Source organism: Bradyrhizobium sp. WU425 (genome assembly GCF_021052305.1).
In the GTDB taxonomy this organism is placed as follows: Bacteria; Pseudomonadota; Alphaproteobacteria; order Rhizobiales; family Xanthobacteraceae; genus Bradyrhizobium; species Bradyrhizobium canariense_D.
In genome coordinates this window covers 979,125-995,150 of record NZ_CP088089.1, presented here as the reverse complement: position 1 = coordinate 995,150, position 16,026 = coordinate 979,125, and the positions used below count along the sequence as shown (strand labels likewise).

Genomic DNA, 16,026 nt, shown 5'->3' with positions numbered 1-16,026 from the left:
TCAAAGGACGGCAGCTGGACATGTGCCGCGGCAGTCGTCGAGGAACAGGGCCGCCCCGGCGCACCAGGACCTCACCCACCAATCGCAATTAGCCGCCGCCGTCACGCTTGACGGCCGCTTCCTTTTATGTTCCCTATTCGTTCTATTCAATCATAGATTGTCCCGGAGACCTTTCGTGATGAACAGTATGCGTGGCGAGAATCAGCCGACCCAGCTCGTAATTCATAATGACGATGATACGCCGGACCAATTCGTGATGGATCTGCTTCGGCAGGTTTTCGGCAAATCAGACCGTGAAGCGACCGCGCTGATCACCCAGATCGAGCAGAAGGAAAAAGCGGTTTGCGGACCTTACCCGCAATCGGTTGCCGAAGCCCTTTTCAAATCTGCGCAACAATCCATCGAATTGGCCGGCCACCAACTGCAGGTCACGCTAGAGGCGGTCAAGACTCCTTGCGAACTCTGTGGCAAGCCTGAGGGACAGATCGACGTTCGTATCGGCGACCGAACGGTCTGGCTGTGCAGCGACTGCATGCGTGCGGCGGATGAACCCTCGAACGAACAAGAGGAAGATTTCGACTTTGCTTGCGACGTTCTCGATTGGCACCTTGCCAGCACCGCGCGCAGCAAACTCGTGACCACGATCCGCCAGTTTCCTGGCCACATGCGGGTCGATCTCCAGGCCGCCGTCGACCGGCTCTTCGGCAAGGCCATCCGGCTGGTGGGATTAAACGAGGAGCAGCGCTACGAAACGCTGTCGATTCCACGACTGCTCAAGGAGGGCCGCTATGCGATCGCGATTGCCCCGCTGCAATATTCCGACGTCGACGTAGGCGAGAAGAGCCCGGTCAAGTGTCTGGATAACGGGCTGTGGCTGTGTGAGCAGGATCATCTCCGCTATGCGGTTTTGCTCTGCGCACACCGCGAATACAGTCGCGAGCCCGGAATTCGGATCGAAATCCTGGTACCCTCAGGTTCCGCAGGCGCGGCTCTGGTCCAGCAATGCTTCAATGAATTGGAAGAAGCCGTACAGGCTGCGCGGACCTATCGCGGCAAGATCCTGTCGCTCGATGCCGACTCCGACTATCGCGGTCGCTCGCGCGGCATCACGGTGCATCGCTTGCCGCAGGTCGCGCGCGACGAGGTGATCCTGCCGGAGCAGACCCTGCGGCTGCTCGATCGCAACGTTCTGACCTTCGTCAACACCCGAGACCAATTGCGCCGGCTGGGTCAATCGACACGCAAAGGCATCTTGCTGTACGGGCCGCCGGGCACTGGCAAGACCCACACGATCCGTTATCTCGCAACGCATTTGCCCGGGCATACGACGCTGATCATCACGGCCGAGCAGATCGGTCTGCTCGGCGCCTATATGAGCCTGGCACGGTTGCTCCAGCCGTCGATGGTGGTGATCGAGGATGTCGATCTCATCGCCCGCGACCGCGATGACATGGGGCCGTGTGAGGAATCCATGCTGAACAAGCTGCTCAACGAGATGGACGGGCTGAAGGAAGACGCCGACATCCTGTTCGTCCTGACCACCAACCGGCCGGAGGACCTCGAGGGAGCTCTCGCGGGTCGCCCCGGCCGCATCGATCAAGCCATCGAAGTGCCGCTGCCAGACGAGACCGGCCGCGGCAAGCTGGTCCGGCTCTACGGCAGGGGATTGCCGCTCGAGGGGGCCGTGATCGCGGAGGCTGCCCGACGCAGCGAGGGCACGAGTTGCGCCTTCATCAAGGAGCTGATGCGGCGGCTGGCGCAAGGAAGCATCGCGCGGGACGGCGGCAACACCGTGATCTCGGCCGATATCGACGAGGCGCTTGACGACATGCTGTTCTCCGGCGGCCGGCTTAACGCGCAGCTGCTCGGCGGCGCGCAGGCAATGGCCAGCGGGTGACGCTCCGAAGTGGCGCGCCTGCTACGGCGCGCACATGAAGCTCGACGCCTCCGTCACTGGGCCGCTCTTGTAGTGCGGCCAGGCCGGCCAGCGGCACAGCGGCAGCGCGCGAAGCGTCGCAAACGACGGCGCCTCGACCTTCTGCTCGGTAACTTCCAGATCGCCGGGCGCCCTGCCCTTTTCGACCCAGTCGACCAGCACGCTCAGCATGTCGACATTGGCCGGCGCGCCGGAGCCGACATGGTCGACCCCTGGCGCGGTGTAGAGCCGCGCGAACTCGGCCGTCTCGGCTTTGCCGACCTTGCGTTCGACGTTCTCGAAATAGCGGATGCCGGCATAGGGGCTTTGCGCGTAGTCCGCCATATGTTCGAGCATGATCAGCCGGCCGCCGCGAGCGCGGAAGCGGCTGAGGTCGGGGTCGGTGGAATCCATCAGGCTGGAGACCTCGAGCAGCCGCGCCTTGTGCGCTTCGGGCTTATACGTCGTCACGTCGAGCTTGGGATCGCGCGCGAACACGTATTGGATGCCGCCGGCGCCGTAGATCCAGGCGATGCCATTATTGGGCGCGGGCGGCTGCGCGGGAGGCGCCGTGCCAAGCCACCACGCGACCCAGCCGCCGGTCGGGCCGACCGCCGGCGTGTCCTCGCCCGACACGCCCCAGCCCGGATAATCGTCGAGGCCATTGGCGAGCGCGAACGGGAATTTGTAGGTCGCATGCAAGGTCTCGATCGCCTTGATCTGTGCGTCGGTGAGGCACTGATCGCCCGTCTTGCCGCTCGCGCAACGCAGCGTCTCCGCCTTGAAGGCCGCCTTGCAGGAAACGGGATCTTGCACCAGCGCGTCATCGGAGCCGTCGGCCTTGTCGCAAGCGGCCCGCACGGCATCGCCGACTAGCTTCACCTGCGCCGGATTGATCCAGCCATCACCCATGGTCACGAGCCCCGAACGCGTGCCGGCATGCTGCAGGCCGACCCAGTTGATGACGGGCACGCGAGCAAAGATGCCGTCGAAATCATCAGGGTAGCGCTGCGCCATGGTGAGGCCTTCGCGGCCGCCTTCGGACGACCCCATGAAGTACATTTTCTCCGGCGCCTTGCCGTAAGCGCGCTGCATCAGCGCGACGGCGGCATCGCGCACCTTCTTGTAGGCGCGATGGGCGAAATTCTCGAAGGCTTCGTCGTTGAGCGCGAACAGCTGCGGCGGCTCGCCCGGCTTGGACTCGTGACCGGAATCGGTGCCGTAGGTGACGAAGCCGCGCGCGAGCGGCGACGCCTTGTCGAAGGGATAGGCCGGCGGCAGCGCCAGGCCCGTGATCAGCACGCCATTGAATCCACCGCCGCCATATTGCAGCGAACGGCCGTTCCATTCGACGGGCAAATTGACCTGAAACTTGATCGGCGGCGCCTTGGGATCGGTGGGATCGATATGGCCGAGCAGCTTGCAGAAGCCGGGATTGGCGGGCGTGACGCGCCCCGACGGCGTCGGGCCGCGTTCGGCGACGGCCAGTTGCGACGGCGCCACCAACGTCGCCGAATCCACCTTCACGGCGTCAGCGCCGCCGACGAGGCCCTTGCAGACAGTGTCCGCATCCTCAGTCAGCGTCACCGCTGAAGCGGAATTCGCGCCCAGCGCGCCCGCTGCGCCCACCAGCAATGCGCACAGCTTCACATGGATTTGCGCCATCGTTTCCCCTTGAGTTTCTGTTCGTTGTGCCAGCAGGCCGCATTCAAGGCGCCCTGCGGCCGCTCGTCAATGCAGTGCTAGTGCTCAAACACCAGCCGCGCGCCGACGGTGCCCTCGAGGCTGCGGATCTGCTGCAGCAGCGCGCCTGAATCCTGGCCGCCGAGGTCGGCATCGAGCACGACGTAACCGAGGTCGCCGGAGGTCTCCAGATATTGCGCGGCGATATTGATGTCGCGCTGGAGGAAGACCTCGTTGAGCCGGCGCAGCATGCCGGGCACGTTGCGATGGACGTGGCTGAAGCGCGCGCCGGAGGGACGCAGATGCAGCTGCACTTCCGGAAAATTCACCGCGCCCGTGGTCGATCCGGTGATGAAAAAGTCGACCAGCTTGCGCGCCACCTCGCCGCCGATGCGCTCCTGCGCCTCCTCGGTCGAGCCGCCGATATGCGGCGTGAGGATGACATTGCCGAGGCCCTGCACCGGGCTGTTGAAGCGGTCCGAGTTCGAGGACGGCTCGACCGGAAACACGTCGATGGCGGCACCCGCGAGATGGCCGTCGCGCAGAGCCCCCGCCAGCGCATCGAGATCGACGACGGTGCCGCGGCTGTTGTTGATCAGGAGCGAGCCGGGCTTCATCGCCCGCAGCTCCTTCTCGCCGATCATCCCTGATGTCTCCGGCGTCTCCGGCACGTGCAGGCTGACGACGTCGCTCTGCGCGAGCAGCTCCTCCAGCTTCTCGACTGGCTCGGTGTTGCCGTGGCGGAGCTTGTCGGTGCGGTCGAAATAGATCACGCGCATGCCGATCGCCTCGGCCAGGGTCGAGAGCTGCGAGCCGATATTGCCGTAGCCGATGATGCCGAGGGTGCGGCCGCGCACCTCGCGGCTGCCGGTCGCCGACTTGTCCCAGCCGCCCTCATGGGCCGACACCGAGCGCGGGAAAATGCGCCGCAGCAGCATCACGATCTCGCCGATCACGAGCTCGGCGACGCTGCGCGTGTTGGAGAACGGCGCGTTGAACACCGGAATGCCGCGCTTGCGCGCCGCCAGCAGATCGACCTGGTTGGTGCCGACGCTGAAGCAGCCGACGGCGAGAAGCTGGTCGGCCGCTTCCAGGACCTGATCGGTGATCTGGGTGCGCGAGCGGATGCCGAGCAGCGACACGCCCTTGAGCGCCCGCCGCAAATCCTCCCCGTCCAGCGCCTTGGTCAGGCGCTCGACATTGGTGAAACCCGCCGTTCTGAACAGGTCCACGGCGCTGTCATTGACGCCTTCGAGCAGCAGCGCCTTCGCGTTCCGCTCAGGGCTTTGGCCTGGGGCTGGCATGGAATCTCCGTGGGTCACAGCTTCGCCGCAGCTCATAGACCGCGGGAGACGCGCAGCACAATAGGGTTCGGATACGGGGAGAAGATGGCGGGGCGGTCGTCAGATCACGTAAAACCCGTGCGTTCCGTCCAGACGCAACTGTTCGACCAGGCCGTATTCCCAGTCGAGATAGGCCTGCATCGCGCGCTCGTCGACGCCGGTGCCTTCATAGGGGCGGCGGTAGCGGTGAGCGGGGTCCGGCTTGGGGAGGACGTGCGGCGGCCCGATTTCGAGCGCGCCGTCATAGCCGCCCTCCCGCACATAGACCTCCCAACCCATCTGCGCGAGCCAGGATGCCGTCATGTCGGCGCGGACGCCCTTATCGTCGGTCAGCACGATACGCGCGCCGCGCACCGGCGCCGCCATGTCCGTCTCCTGCACGAGTTGGCCGCCGGGATAGTGGCGAAAGCCCGGGAGATGGCCGGCTGCATATTCCTCGGCGTCACGCACGTCGAAGCGATAGAGCGTGCGATCGGTCTGCGCGACAAGCGCAGCCATCTCGCTCGCACCGATGTGGCGCACGCCGGCGCGATAGGCGACATCGCGCGCATTGGCCGGACCGCCCTCGAACGGCCCGATCGCGCCACGCCTGTTAGCACCGTGGTCGAGCGTATGCCGCGCCAGCGTCCAGCCGATAGTGCCGTTGCGCAGCGCCCGGACCTTGTTCGGCACGCCGGCATTGAGCAGCGATTGGGTGCCGATGATCGAGCGGGTGCGGCCGGCGCAATTGACGATGATGGTGGTGTCGGCATCGGGTGCCGCCTGTCCTGCTCGCAGCACCAGCTCCGCGCCGGGCACGCTGACCGAGCCCGGAATGTTCATGGTAGCATATTCGTCGAAGCGGCGGACGTCGAGGATGGCAATGTTGGCCTTGTCCGCGATGAGTTTTGCCACCTCGTCGGCACTGAACGAGGGCGTGTGCCTACGCGACTCGACCAGCTCGCCAAAGGCTTTGGAGTAGGAGTTGACGTCCTCGAACATTTGATAGCCCGCGTCGCGCCAGGCCTTCAGTCCGCCATCGAGCGCGCGGACGTTGGTATAGCCGAGCGCGGCCAGCCGCTCGGCACCCGCGGTGACGAGCCCTTCGCCGTCATCATAGAGCACGATCGGCACATTCTTGCGCGGCAGCCTGACGTCCGCTTCGATCGCAATCCGATCGGCAGCCATGTTGGCGGCGAACAGCGGATGTCCCGTCGCGAAACCAGCCTCGTGCCTGAGATCAAGCAACGCGATCTCCTCGCGGAGCAGCAGTGCACGGCGGATGTCGGCGGGAGTGACGGTGGTGATCTTCATGGCGTAAACCCTGACGAGGATTGGCCATGGGCTTTTGAACGATTGCAGAAGTGTTGGCTAGCCTTTGCGGCAGCCCGTTCATTCGCCGGGAACAAGCCGCCCGAGCCGTGGCTGCGCCAGCCGCCTCAGCTTTCGACGCGACAAATAAAGCAAAACGCCGGTGACCGCGAACAGCGGCATCAGCACAGCCGCGAGCATGAACGCGAGCTTGCCGGGCCAGCCCAGAAATGCGCCGCGGTGGATATCGAGCACGTTCGCGATGGTCTTCTCGCCGAGGGTCTTATCGGAATAACGCTCCGCAGACACGAATTGGCCTGTGATGGCATCGACGCGGAATTCGTCACGGGTGGTGTCGAGGGTCGAGTCTTTCCCCCAGGAGCGGATCCGTATCACCGTGCCCGGACCGGCGGGCAGCGTCAGCAACGCCTTGGAGAAACGGCCGCCCTCTTCGTGCAGGAAGGCGGCCCACGCGCGATCAAAGCCGATCGGCTGTGCCGTCTCGCTGACACCGGCAGCACGCGACGCCTTTGTGGGCATCTTGGGCTGCATCTTCGCCGCGGCGATCTGCGGGCGCGACAGCAACCAGACGACGCCATCCTTGTACCAGTCGAACGAGTACCAGAGCCCGGTGAACGTCATCACCAGATAGACCGGCAGGACCCAGGTGCCGATCACCGCATGCAGCGACCGATGCAGACCGCGGCCACTGAGCCCGAGATTCGGCTTCAGCCACATCTTCACGCTGCCTGCACGACGCGGCCAGCGCAGCACGAGGCCCGAGATCAGCATCACGATCAGGCCGAGCGCGGCCACGCCCGTGATCTGGCGCCCCCAGCCCTTGGCGTCGCCGGGAATCAACAGCCAGCGATGAAGCTTGCGCACGGTCGCGAAAAACTCTTCGCCGTCCGGTGTGCCCAACACGCGCGCGTCATAGGGATCGACATAGAGCGAGGACGGCCGCGCGCCTCGTTCGTCGCGGGCGAAGCGCACATGCACCGCGGCGGACGGATCACTCGCCAGCGTCACGGCGGAGATTTTGCCGACGTCCTGCGCCGCAGTCAGGCGCGCAACCAGTTCGTCCGGCATCAGCGCCGGTGCCTGGCGCGGCGCGACCTGCATGATGCCGGCGTTGAGATGATCGACGATCTCGTCCTCAAAACTCATGATCGCACCGGTCAGTGCGATCACGGCGAGCAGCAGCGCCAGCACGAGGCCCGCGATGGAATGGACATGAAGCAGAGCGGCCTTGATCGCGCGCCAGGACTCACGCATCGGCGCGAGCCCTCCTGCTCGGCGCGACATCCGAAGGGCGTCCCTGCGCGACATGCCCATCGCTAAAACTTCACCGTCGCCGACAGCGAGACCCGCCGCGCGTCGCCGAGGGCGACGTTCAGATTATTGACGGCGGAGGGATAGTAGACAGTGTCGAACAGGTTCTTGACGTTGAGCTGGTAGATCACCGGCGTGTTCTGGTATTTCATCTCATAGGTCGCGAAAATATCGGCGACCACATAAGGGGGCAGGAAGAAGGAGTTGATCGAATCGCCGGGACGATCACCGACATAACGCGCGCCGCCGCCGAGGCGGAGCTGACCCGGCAGGGCTGTGCCGAAGTCATAGACCAGATAGAGCGAGGCCGTGTTCAGCGCGACGTTCTGCAGCTTCCTGCCGAGCAGCGTGACATCCTCGGATGCCGTCACGCGGGCATCGGTGTAGCCGTAACTGCCGATCAAGGCCCAGCTGTCGGTGAGCCTGCCGGTGACATCCAGCTCGACGCCGCGCGAATGAGCACGGCCCACGGTGTGGAGTTCCACGACGCCTGCGCTGTTCGTCTTGGTCGTCTGCACGTTCTTCTTGTCGAGATCGTAGAGCGCCAGCGTTCCGGAGATGCGCTTGTTCAAATCGAACTTGACGCCGGTCTCGTATGACACGCCTTCTTCCGGCGCGACGTTGGAGCCGATTGTGACGCCGATCGGCGCAATGGTCGAATTCGGCTTCAACGATTCAGTATAGCTCGCATAGAGCGATATCTGGTCGGTGAGCTTGAAAATGGCGCCGCCGAGCGGAAGCATCTTGTCCTGGGACACATTGGTGTTGGTGACAAACGGCTTCCCGCGCCCGGCGATCTGGTCGTAGTCCATGTAGCGCACGCCGCCGACCAAGGCGAACCGCTCTGTCAGATGCAACGTGTCCTGGACGAATATCGACCACTAGCCAAGCTTGTCGGTCTGCGCACTGTCTGGATTGGACCCCGTCGTTCCCGGCCCGATCAGGCCGTAAACGGGATTGTAGACATTGAAGGCGGGCGTTGTCTGCCGGATCAGATTGTCCCGGTAGATGGTGCGATACTGGCCGTCGCCACCGAACACCACGTCATTGCGCATCTCGCCGAGCCAGAAGCCGCCAGAAACGTAGGACGTTCCGTAGCTTGCGTTGCTGAGCGAACCCTGCGTGCCGTCGTTGCTGCGGGTCTCGGCGCCTGTCGTGAAGTTGATGCCGGTGATACGAAGCTGGTTGGCGCTGAAGGTCTCGGTGTTGTAGCTGTAGCCGGCGGAGAGCTTCCAATCCTGATTGAAACGGTGCTCGACAGACGCCTGGATCAGGTCCGACGTGCCCCACGTGTTGTTGAAGGGCTCGTCGAGCCGGCGCGTCTTGGGCACCGCCAGCGGCGCCTTCGTCACCGGATTGAACGCCGTGCCGCGATCGAACGGATAGATGAACTCGCGATGCTCGTAGTTGAGCTGCACCGTGGTGTCCTGGCCGTACCAGGCCAGTGACGGCGCAACCAGCATCTCGCGATGGCGGCCGAAATTCCGCCAGTAATCCTCGCTGACGCCGTAGCCGATGAAGCGATAGGCCAGGCCTTGATCACCGATCGGACCGGTGATGTCGAGCAAGCCGTCGGCGCCGGTCTTGGAAGCACTGAAGGCCGAACCAAGCAGCGTAACCGAGCCGTGCTGGTACAGCTCCGGCCGCTTGCTGATCGTGTTGACGATGCCGCCGGGATCCATGATGCCGTAGAGCAGCGAGGCCGGCCCCTTCAGCACCTCGACGCTTTCGACTGCGGGATTGAAGCTGCGCCCCTGCACCAGCGGCATGCCGTTGCGCATGATCGAGCCGTCGCGGTTGTCGCCGAAGCCGCGGCGGATGACCGCGTCCTGGCTGCCGGCGAGCGTGTTGGTCTGGGTGATGCCGCTGACGTTGATCAGCGCGTCGTCGATGTTTCGCGGGAGCTGGTCCTTCAGCACCTGCTCGGGCACCACGTTGACAGCCTGCGACGTATCGAGCGGCGAAGCGCCGCTGCGCAGCGTGGTCGCGCTCGGCATCGCGCGGTAGCCGAGCTTGGCGGCCTGTTGCGCGGCGGCTTCCGCGGCCGCGCGCTCCGAGAGCGTCGGCGCTGCGGGTGCGGGATTGCGATTGCGCTGGCGCGCGGCGGTCTGAGCGCGGCGTGGGGACTGGTCCGATGCACGCGCCGCTTTCGGCCGCGGTGCCGGCGCCTCGACCGTCACCGGCGGCAGAGCCGATTGCGCTTGGGCGGCCGTCGCGCTGAAGGAAGGTGCGCCGAGCAGAACGGCTGCTCCAATGAGGAGGACTGCGCAGCTCGTGCCGGCAGGAGTTCGACCGCCGCTGACGCGCTGGCCATCCAGATGAGCACGCACTTTCGATTCACTTCCAAGTCAGACGCAGAAGCTGGCGCGTCTAACAGCCGTTGTTCGTGAAGAGAACCGCAAGCGGCCTTGAATCGCTCTAGTGTTGAATGGTTCTAGGCTTTGATCGCGCTGTTCGGCAATCCTCGATGGATTGCGCAGCGACCGCGACACGCAGCGCGCGAATTCGCGGCAACGTGTCGCGGCTTCGCGCGATCTCACGCGATCGCGGGAGCCATCAGCTCGTCGAGCTTGCGCTTGAGCGCGGTGCCGTCGGACAAGGCCCGGAGCGGCGGCCGCACGCGTAGCCAGCTCGCGTCGCCCGTCTGTGCCGCGAGGATGGCTTTCAGCGTCGTGAGGAAGGATGGTGATTTCACCACGATGTCCACGGCAGCCTGCATCCGTGCTTCGACATCCTTGCCGTCGATCATTGCCTTGACCAGCTCCGGCGCGATGTTGGCCATGCCGCAGATGGTGCCGGCACCGCCGGCGGCGATCGCGCGGGTGATGTCAACCTCGTTGCCGACGGTGATGGCGAGCTCGGGGGCGGCGGCGCGGAAGGCCTGGAATTGCTTGAAGTCGCCGCTGGAGTCTTTCAGGCCCGCAACGACCTTGCCGTAGCGCTTGCGCAAATTCGCGGCGACGCCGGTCGGGATCGCGACACCCGAGATCTGCGGGATATGGTAGAGATAGGCACGCAGGCGATCGTCGGCGACGCCGTCGAGGATCGCCGCAAAGGCATCCTCGATGCCTTCAGCGCTGACGCTTCGGTCAAAGTAAGGCGGCAGATACAGCACGTGGCGCAGGCCGAGACCGAGCACGGCACGCGTCAATGCGATGCTGTCGCCGATCGCGGGGAAGCCGCCGCCGATTCCAATTCGGTCCGGCGCAACGCCGGCCTTGAGCACGGCTTCGATGGTCGCGACGCGTTCGGCGACATTGAACGAGGTGCCCTCGCCGGTGGTGCCGAACAGCACGACACCGTCGATGCCCTTACCGAAGAGTTGCTTGGCGTGGGCGGCGAGCTTGGCGGAGTCCACGCTGCCGTCCGTCGCCAGCGGCGTCGCCGAAGCCACCCAGAACCCGCGAATTGCCTCCGTCATCGCACCATCCGTTGCTGTGGCTTCGCACCACGTCTGATCTCGGACGATCAAACCCAGAGCTTGGCAAGCCTTGTTTTTGCTTTACTTTGCGGCTTGTACCTTACATACAACAAAGGCGCAAATCCTTTCCGCCGTCATGGCGCGCATAACACGCAGCCAGATTCCGAGGAGGTCTCGCATGGACATGGTGACCCCGGTCGAGCGGCCCACCCAGTTGCTCGGCGCCTTGCGCGACAGGCTCGGCGCGGCTGCCGTGCTTGTCGGCACCGACGTGCCCGCGCGCAATTGCAACGACTGGAGCGCGAGCCTGCCGCAAACGCCGCTCGCGGTGATCCGCCCGGTCGATGCGCAAGGCGTGGCCGACGCGATTCTGACCTGCCGGCAGGCGCATCTGCCGTTCGTGCCGCAGGGCGGATTGACCGGGCTGTGCCGCGGCGCATCGCCTGAAGCAGGCTGGGTCGCGATCTCGCTCGAGCGCATGAGCGGGATCGAGGAGATCGATCACGCCTCGATGACGATGACGGTGAAAGCAGGCACGCCGCTGCAGACGATCCAGATGGCAGCCGACGAAGCCGGCTTCTTCTTTCCGCTCGATCTCGGCTCGCGCGGCTCCTGCGCCATCGGCGGCAACCTCTCGACCAATGCCGGCGGCAATCGCGTGATCCGCTATGGCATGACGCGCGAACTGGTGCTCGGGCTCGAAGTCGTGCTGCCCGACGGCACCGTCATCACTAGCCTCAACAAGCTGATGAAGAACAATGCCGGCTACGATCTGAAGCATCTGTTCATCGGCTCGGAAGGCACGCTCGGCATCATCACCCGCGTGGTGCTGCGGCTGTTTCCAAAGCCGCGCTCGACCATGGCCGCGCTCTGCGCGCTCGAGGACTATGCCGCGGTGATTGCGCTGCTCGGCGCCGCGCGAAGCGGGCTCGGCCCGCTGCTGTCGGCGTTCGAGGTGATGTGGCCGGATTACTGGGACGTGATCACGAATCGCGCCGGCGTCAAGCCGCCGGTCGCCGCAGGCCACGGCCTCTACGTGCTGGTAGAAGCGCAGGGCACCGACGAGAGCCTCGACGCGCCGCGCTTCCAAAGCTGGCTCGAAGAGCTGATGGAGCGCGGGCTTCTCGCCGACGCCGCCGTGGCGCAATCGCTGGCGCAGACGCAAAGCTTCTGGCGCGTGCGCGACATCTGTGCCGAGTTCGGCCAGGTGCTGGGGCCGCACATCTCCTACGACATCGGCCTCGCCGTGGCGCGGATGGACGAGTTCGTCACGCGCTGCAAGGCGGCGCTGGCTGATGGCATCGACGGATGCGAGAGCGTCTATTACGGCCATATCGGCGACGGCAATCTGCATCTCGTCTCCTGGGTCACCGGCCTTGCCGTCGAGCAGCAGCCGAAGGAAGAGATGGACGCGATCATTTACGGTCTCGTGCGCGAGATGGGCGGCAGCGTCTCGGCCGAGCACGGAATCGGCACGTTGAAGAAGAAGTGGCTGGGTCATGCCCGCAGCGAGGCCGAGATCGCGCTGATGCGAACGCTGAAGGCCGCACTCGATCCCGATCATCTGCTCAACCCCGGCAAGGTGATCTGAGAGAGCCGATGCGATCGCTGAAGCTCGATGCACCGAAATCGCTGTCGCAACGGGTCGTGCAGCGGCTGCGCCAGGCCATCATCGACGGCGAGTTCGCGCTCGGCGCCGCCATCTCCGAGGAGATGGTGGCAAACTCCTTCGGCGTCAGCCGCACCCCGGTGCGCGAGGCGATGGGTCAGCTGCAGGCGCAGGGCCTCGTCGTGATCCGGCCGCAGGTCGGCAGTTTTGTCTTTACGCCAAGCGCGGAAGACATCACCGCGCTCTGCACGTTCAGGATCGCGCTGGAGCCCAAGGCCGCTGAGCTCGCCTTCCGCCATGATCGCGGCGGTGCGATCGCGACGATGAGCGAGGCGATCGCGGCGATGGAGCCGGCGATCGCGGCCAGGGACAACATCGCCTATGGACGCGCCGATGCCGCTTTCCATGAGGCGCTGTTCGCCCATTGCGGCAACCGCTATCTCGCCGAATCCTATCAGCTCGCATCTAGCCGCGTCGCGGCACTCCGCACCAATTTGACTTCGCCGATCGACGTGCGCACCCGCACGTCCTTCGACGAGCATCGCAAGCTGCTCGATCTGTTCGCCCGCGGCGAGTTCGCCGCCTTCGCGACGCTGATGACCACTCACGTCACCAATTCGGGCGCGGTCTATGCCAAAGCGCTGCAGGTCGATTGAGCGCTGCTACCGCGCATTTTTCGTGCCGGGCCTGTCCAGAAAATCCAGCGCGGTGTTGATCTGTTCGAGCTGGTGTTCGATTTTGTCGCGGTCCTCGGCCGTGGGCGCCTTCTCGAGCTGCTCAACGAGCTTCTGCTTTCGGAGCAGCAAGTTCTCTATGACTGTACTCACGGCTCCCCCATTCGCCAGAGGCGAACATCGAGGCGATACTAAACCCCTGGCGCGAGCGCGCGCCAGCCGGGCCCAGCGCAACCCTGCATCAGAATGTTCGCGAGGGCAGTTGGTTCCTGCGCGTGACCCGAGAAGGTGCAGACAGCTGATGGCGGCGCTCGCGAACGGTTAACGCGGTCGCACGCCTGGGCTGCCGGCCACGGAACCGGATCTTTCACGTGCCTGTCGGTTGTATTCACCGTCCCGGAGTCCTATGCGTAGGCGCCATGGACATCCAGATCGTCGCCGCCGAAAAACCCCTGATGGCGCAGGCACGCCCGCACAAGCCGGCGCCGTTCCTGCCGATGAGTCGCGCCGAGATGGATGCGCTCGGCTGGGACGCTTGCGACATCGTGCTGGTGACGGGCGATGCCTATGTCGACCATCCCAGCTTCGGCATGGCCATCATCGGCCGCCTGCTGGAGGCGCAGGGCTTTCGGGTCGGCATCATCTCGCAGCCGGACTGGCATTCGGCCGAGCCGTTCAAGGCACTGGGCAAGCCAAAAGTCTTCTTCGGCGTCACCGGGGGCAACATGGACTCCATGGTGAACCGCTACACCGCGGACCGCCGCATACGCAGCGACGATGCCTATACCGCGGGCGGCGAAGGCGGTAAGCGGCCGGACCGCTGCACCGTGGTCTACGCGCAGCGATGCCGCGAGGCGTTCAAGGGTGTGCCGGTCGTACTCGGCGGCATCGAGGCCTCGCTGCGCCGGATCGCGCATTACGATTACTGGTCCGACAAGGTGCGCCGCTCGGTGCTGGCCGACGCCAAGGCGGATCTGCTGCTCTACGGCAATGCCGAGCGCGCCGTCGTCGAAGTGGCGAACCGTCTGGCCGCCGGCGAGGCGCCGCGCGAGCTCGGCGACATCAGGGGCGTCGCGCTGTTCCGCCGCGTGCCCGACGATTACACCGAGCTGCACGCCGACGATCTCGACTCCGCCGATGAGGGCGCTTCGCGCACGAAAGGCTTGACCGTGATCCGGCTGCCCGCTTTGGAGCAGGTCGAGCAGGACAAGGAAGCCTATGCGCGCGCGTCACGCGTGCTGCACCGGGAGAGCAATCCCGGCAATGCGCGGCCGCTGGTGCAGCGCCACGGCGATCGCGATCTCTGGCTCAACCCGCCGCCGATTCCGCTGACCAGCGAGGAGATGGACGCCGTCTACGATCTTCCTTACGCGCGCGCCCCGCATCCGTCCTACGGTGACGCGAAGATCCCGGCGTGGGACATGATCAAGTTTTCGGTGACGATCATGCGCGGCTGTTTTGGCGGCTGCACCTTCTGCTCGATCACCGAGCACGAGGGCCGCATCATCCAGAACCGGTCCGAGGGCTCGATCCTGCGCGAGATCGAGAAGATCCGCGACAAGACGCCGGGCTTCACCGGCGTGATCTCGGACATCGGCGGTCCCACCGCCAACATGTACCGGATGGCGTGCAAGGACCCGAAGGTCGAGGCCGCGTGCCGGCGGCCGTCCTGCGTCTTCCCCGAGATCTGCCCGAATCTCAACACCTCGCATGACGATCTGATCCGGCTCTATCGCAAGGTGCGCGAGACCAAGGGCATCAAGAAGGTGATGGTCGCCTCCGGCGTGCGCTACGACCTCGCGGTCGAGAGCCCCGAATACATCAAGGAGCTCGTCACCCATCACGTCGGCGGTTATCTCAAGATCGCGCCCGAACATACCGAGCGCGGGCCGCTCGACAAGATGATGAAGCCCGGCATCGGCGCCTACAACCAGTTCAAGCGGATGTTCGATGCCGCGGCCGAACAGGCCGGCAAGAAATACTATTTGATCCCGTATTTCATCGCGGCACATCCGGGCACGACCGACGAGGACATGATGAACCTGGCGCTATGGCTGAAGAAGAACCGCTACCGCGCGGATCAGGTGCAGACCTTCCTGCCCTCGCCGATGGCGACCGCGACGGCGATGTACCACACCGGCGTCAACCCACTGCGCGGCGTGCGGCGCGGTGGCAGCGACAAGGTCGAGGCGATCAAGGGCCTGCGCCAGCGTCGCTTGCACAAGGCGTTCCTGCGCTACCATGACCCCGACAATTGGCCGGTGCTGCGTGAAGCCCTGAAAGAGATGGGCCGCGCCGATCTGATCGGTTCGCGCCCCGACCAGCTGGTCCCCGCGCACCAGCCGCCCGGCACCGGCAAGGCCGCCGGCACGCGGCGGCCGGTTCGTCCAGACGGCAAGACGCAGCGGTTCACGACCAAGAATTTGCGGGTGATGAAGTAGCGGGCGAGCCGGATCAGGTCCGGTTCAGCTTCGCATTGTCGCCCTCAAAACAAAAACCTCGAAAACAACCCCATGCACAGTAGCCGGCATGAGCGGGATCAATGACTTAGGCGATTGCCGAATCCGTTGAATCCGCGGGGTGAGATAACGGAAAAACCGAAATTATGTTTTGACGAAATATTGACTCGTCGGGCAAAACAGGCGCAAGATGCCATTGTCGCGGCACGCGTGGCAGGGCGAGCCCCAACCGCTACTCCGTATCGATATCCTCGAGCTTCACACCGCGTCCCGCGCGGAGGCTCGAAGCAACGTCCTCCG

Annotated in this window: 10 protein-coding genes and 1 pseudogene; 4 read left to right on the top strand and 7 right to left on the bottom strand. The window is 64.9% G+C overall.

Going from position 1 to position 16,026, the window contains the following annotated elements:
• Nucleotides 1–178 precede the first annotated feature (178 nt).
• Complete coding sequence (locus tag BcanWU425_RS04670) at nt 179–1,897, top strand: ATP-dependent Clp protease adaptor ClpS (protein WP_231190861.1); 1,719 nt, start codon at nt 179–181, stop codon at nt 1,895–1,897.
• Nucleotides 1,898–1,918: 21 nt separating this feature from the next.
• On the opposite strand, the gene BcanWU425_RS04665 is transcribed toward BcanWU425_RS04670, so the two are convergent.
• The 6 genes and pseudogenes from BcanWU425_RS04665 to BcanWU425_RS04640 form a co-directional block, all read right to left on the bottom strand.
• Nucleotides 1,919–3,580 carry a tannase/feruloyl esterase family alpha/beta hydrolase gene (locus BcanWU425_RS04665; protein ID WP_204512556.1) on the bottom strand — a complete coding sequence of 554 codons (1,662 nt, stop codon included), beginning with the start codon at nt 3,578–3,580 and terminating at the stop codon, nt 1,919–1,921.
• 77 nt (nt 3,581–3,657) lie between these two features.
• Nucleotides 3,658–4,902 (bottom strand): phosphoglycerate dehydrogenase, encoded by a 1,245-nt coding sequence (gene serA / locus BcanWU425_RS04660; RefSeq protein WP_204512557.1) that lies wholly within the window; start codon nt 4,900–4,902, stop codon nt 3,658–3,660.
• A gap of 99 nt (nt 4,903–5,001) precedes the next feature.
• Nucleotides 5,002–6,234 carry a rhodanese-like domain-containing protein gene (locus tag BcanWU425_RS04655; protein WP_204512558.1) on the bottom strand — a complete coding sequence of 411 codons (1,233 nt, stop codon included), beginning with the start codon at nt 6,232–6,234 and terminating at the stop codon, nt 5,002–5,004.
• Between the two features lie 78 nt (nt 6,235–6,312).
• Nucleotides 6,313–7,506, bottom strand: a complete 1,194-nt coding sequence (locus BcanWU425_RS04650; protein ID WP_018453059.1) for a PepSY-associated TM helix domain-containing protein — start codon at nt 7,504–7,506, stop codon at nt 6,313–6,315.
• Between the two features lie 62 nt (nt 7,507–7,568).
• Nucleotides 7,569–9,893: pseudogene (locus tag BcanWU425_RS04645) on the bottom strand (TonB-dependent siderophore receptor).
• 206 nt (nt 9,894–10,099) lie between these two features.
• The gene (locus tag BcanWU425_RS04640; protein WP_204512559.1) at nt 10,100–10,984 is read right to left on the bottom strand and encodes a dihydrodipicolinate synthase family protein; all 885 of its coding nucleotides are present in this window, start codon (nt 10,982–10,984) and stop codon (nt 10,100–10,102) included.
• Nucleotides 10,985–11,162: 178 nt separating this feature from the next.
• On the opposite strand from BcanWU425_RS04640, the gene BcanWU425_RS04635 reads away from it, so the two are divergent.
• Both BcanWU425_RS04635 and BcanWU425_RS04630 read left to right on the top strand, forming a co-directional pair.
• Nucleotides 11,163–12,575: an FAD-binding oxidoreductase gene (locus BcanWU425_RS04635; protein WP_204512560.1), complete on the top strand. Its 1,413-nt coding sequence runs from the start codon at nt 11,163–11,165 to the stop codon at nt 12,573–12,575.
• An 8-nt stretch (nt 12,576–12,583) separates the two neighbouring features.
• Nucleotides 12,584–13,249 carry a GntR family transcriptional regulator gene (locus tag BcanWU425_RS04630; RefSeq protein ID WP_204512561.1) on the top strand — a complete coding sequence of 222 codons (666 nt, stop codon included), beginning with the start codon at nt 12,584–12,586 and terminating at the stop codon, nt 13,247–13,249.
• 6 nt (nt 13,250–13,255) lie between these two features.
• Here BcanWU425_RS04630 and BcanWU425_RS04625 read toward each other — a convergent pair whose 3' ends face one another.
• Nucleotides 13,256–13,420 carry a hypothetical protein gene (locus tag BcanWU425_RS04625; RefSeq protein ID WP_162847272.1) on the bottom strand — a complete coding sequence of 55 codons (165 nt, stop codon included), beginning with the start codon at nt 13,418–13,420 and terminating at the stop codon, nt 13,256–13,258.
• Nucleotides 13,421–13,686: 266 nt separating this feature from the next.
• Between BcanWU425_RS04625 and BcanWU425_RS04620 the strand changes: the two genes are divergently transcribed.
• Nucleotides 13,687–15,708 carry a YgiQ family radical SAM protein gene (locus BcanWU425_RS04620; protein WP_204512562.1) on the top strand — a complete coding sequence of 674 codons (2,022 nt, stop codon included), beginning with the start codon at nt 13,687–13,689 and terminating at the stop codon, nt 15,706–15,708.
• Nucleotides 15,709–16,026 lie beyond the last annotated feature (318 nt).

What these genes read in the sequence shown, in the direction of transcription:
- BcanWU425_RS04670 (WP_231190861.1), top strand. Translation starts at nt 179, where the DNA reads ATGAACAGTATGCGTGGCGAGAATCAGCCGACCCAGCTCGTAATTCAT.
- BcanWU425_RS04665 (WP_204512556.1), bottom strand. Translation starts at nt 3,580, where the DNA reads ATGGCGCAAATCCATGTGAAGCTGTGCGCATTGCTGGTGGGCGCAGCG.
- serA (WP_204512557.1), bottom strand. Translation starts at nt 4,902, where the DNA reads ATGCCAGCCCCAGGCCAAAGCCCTGAGCGGAACGCGAAGGCGCTGCTG.
- BcanWU425_RS04655 (WP_204512558.1), bottom strand. Translation starts at nt 6,234, where the DNA reads ATGAAGATCACCACCGTCACTCCCGCCGACATCCGCCGTGCACTGCTG.
- BcanWU425_RS04650 (WP_018453059.1), bottom strand. Translation starts at nt 7,506, where the DNA reads ATGCGTGAGTCCTGGCGCGCGATCAAGGCCGCTCTGCTTCATGTCCAT.
- BcanWU425_RS04640 (WP_204512559.1), bottom strand. Translation starts at nt 10,984, where the DNA reads ATGACGGAGGCAATTCGCGGGTTCTGGGTGGCTTCGGCGACGCCGCTG.
- BcanWU425_RS04635 (WP_204512560.1), top strand. Translation starts at nt 11,163, where the DNA reads ATGGACATGGTGACCCCGGTCGAGCGGCCCACCCAGTTGCTCGGCGCC.
- BcanWU425_RS04630 (WP_204512561.1), top strand. Translation starts at nt 12,584, where the DNA reads ATGCGATCGCTGAAGCTCGATGCACCGAAATCGCTGTCGCAACGGGTC.
- BcanWU425_RS04620 (WP_204512562.1), top strand. Translation starts at nt 13,687, where the DNA reads ATGGACATCCAGATCGTCGCCGCCGAAAAACCCCTGATGGCGCAGGCA.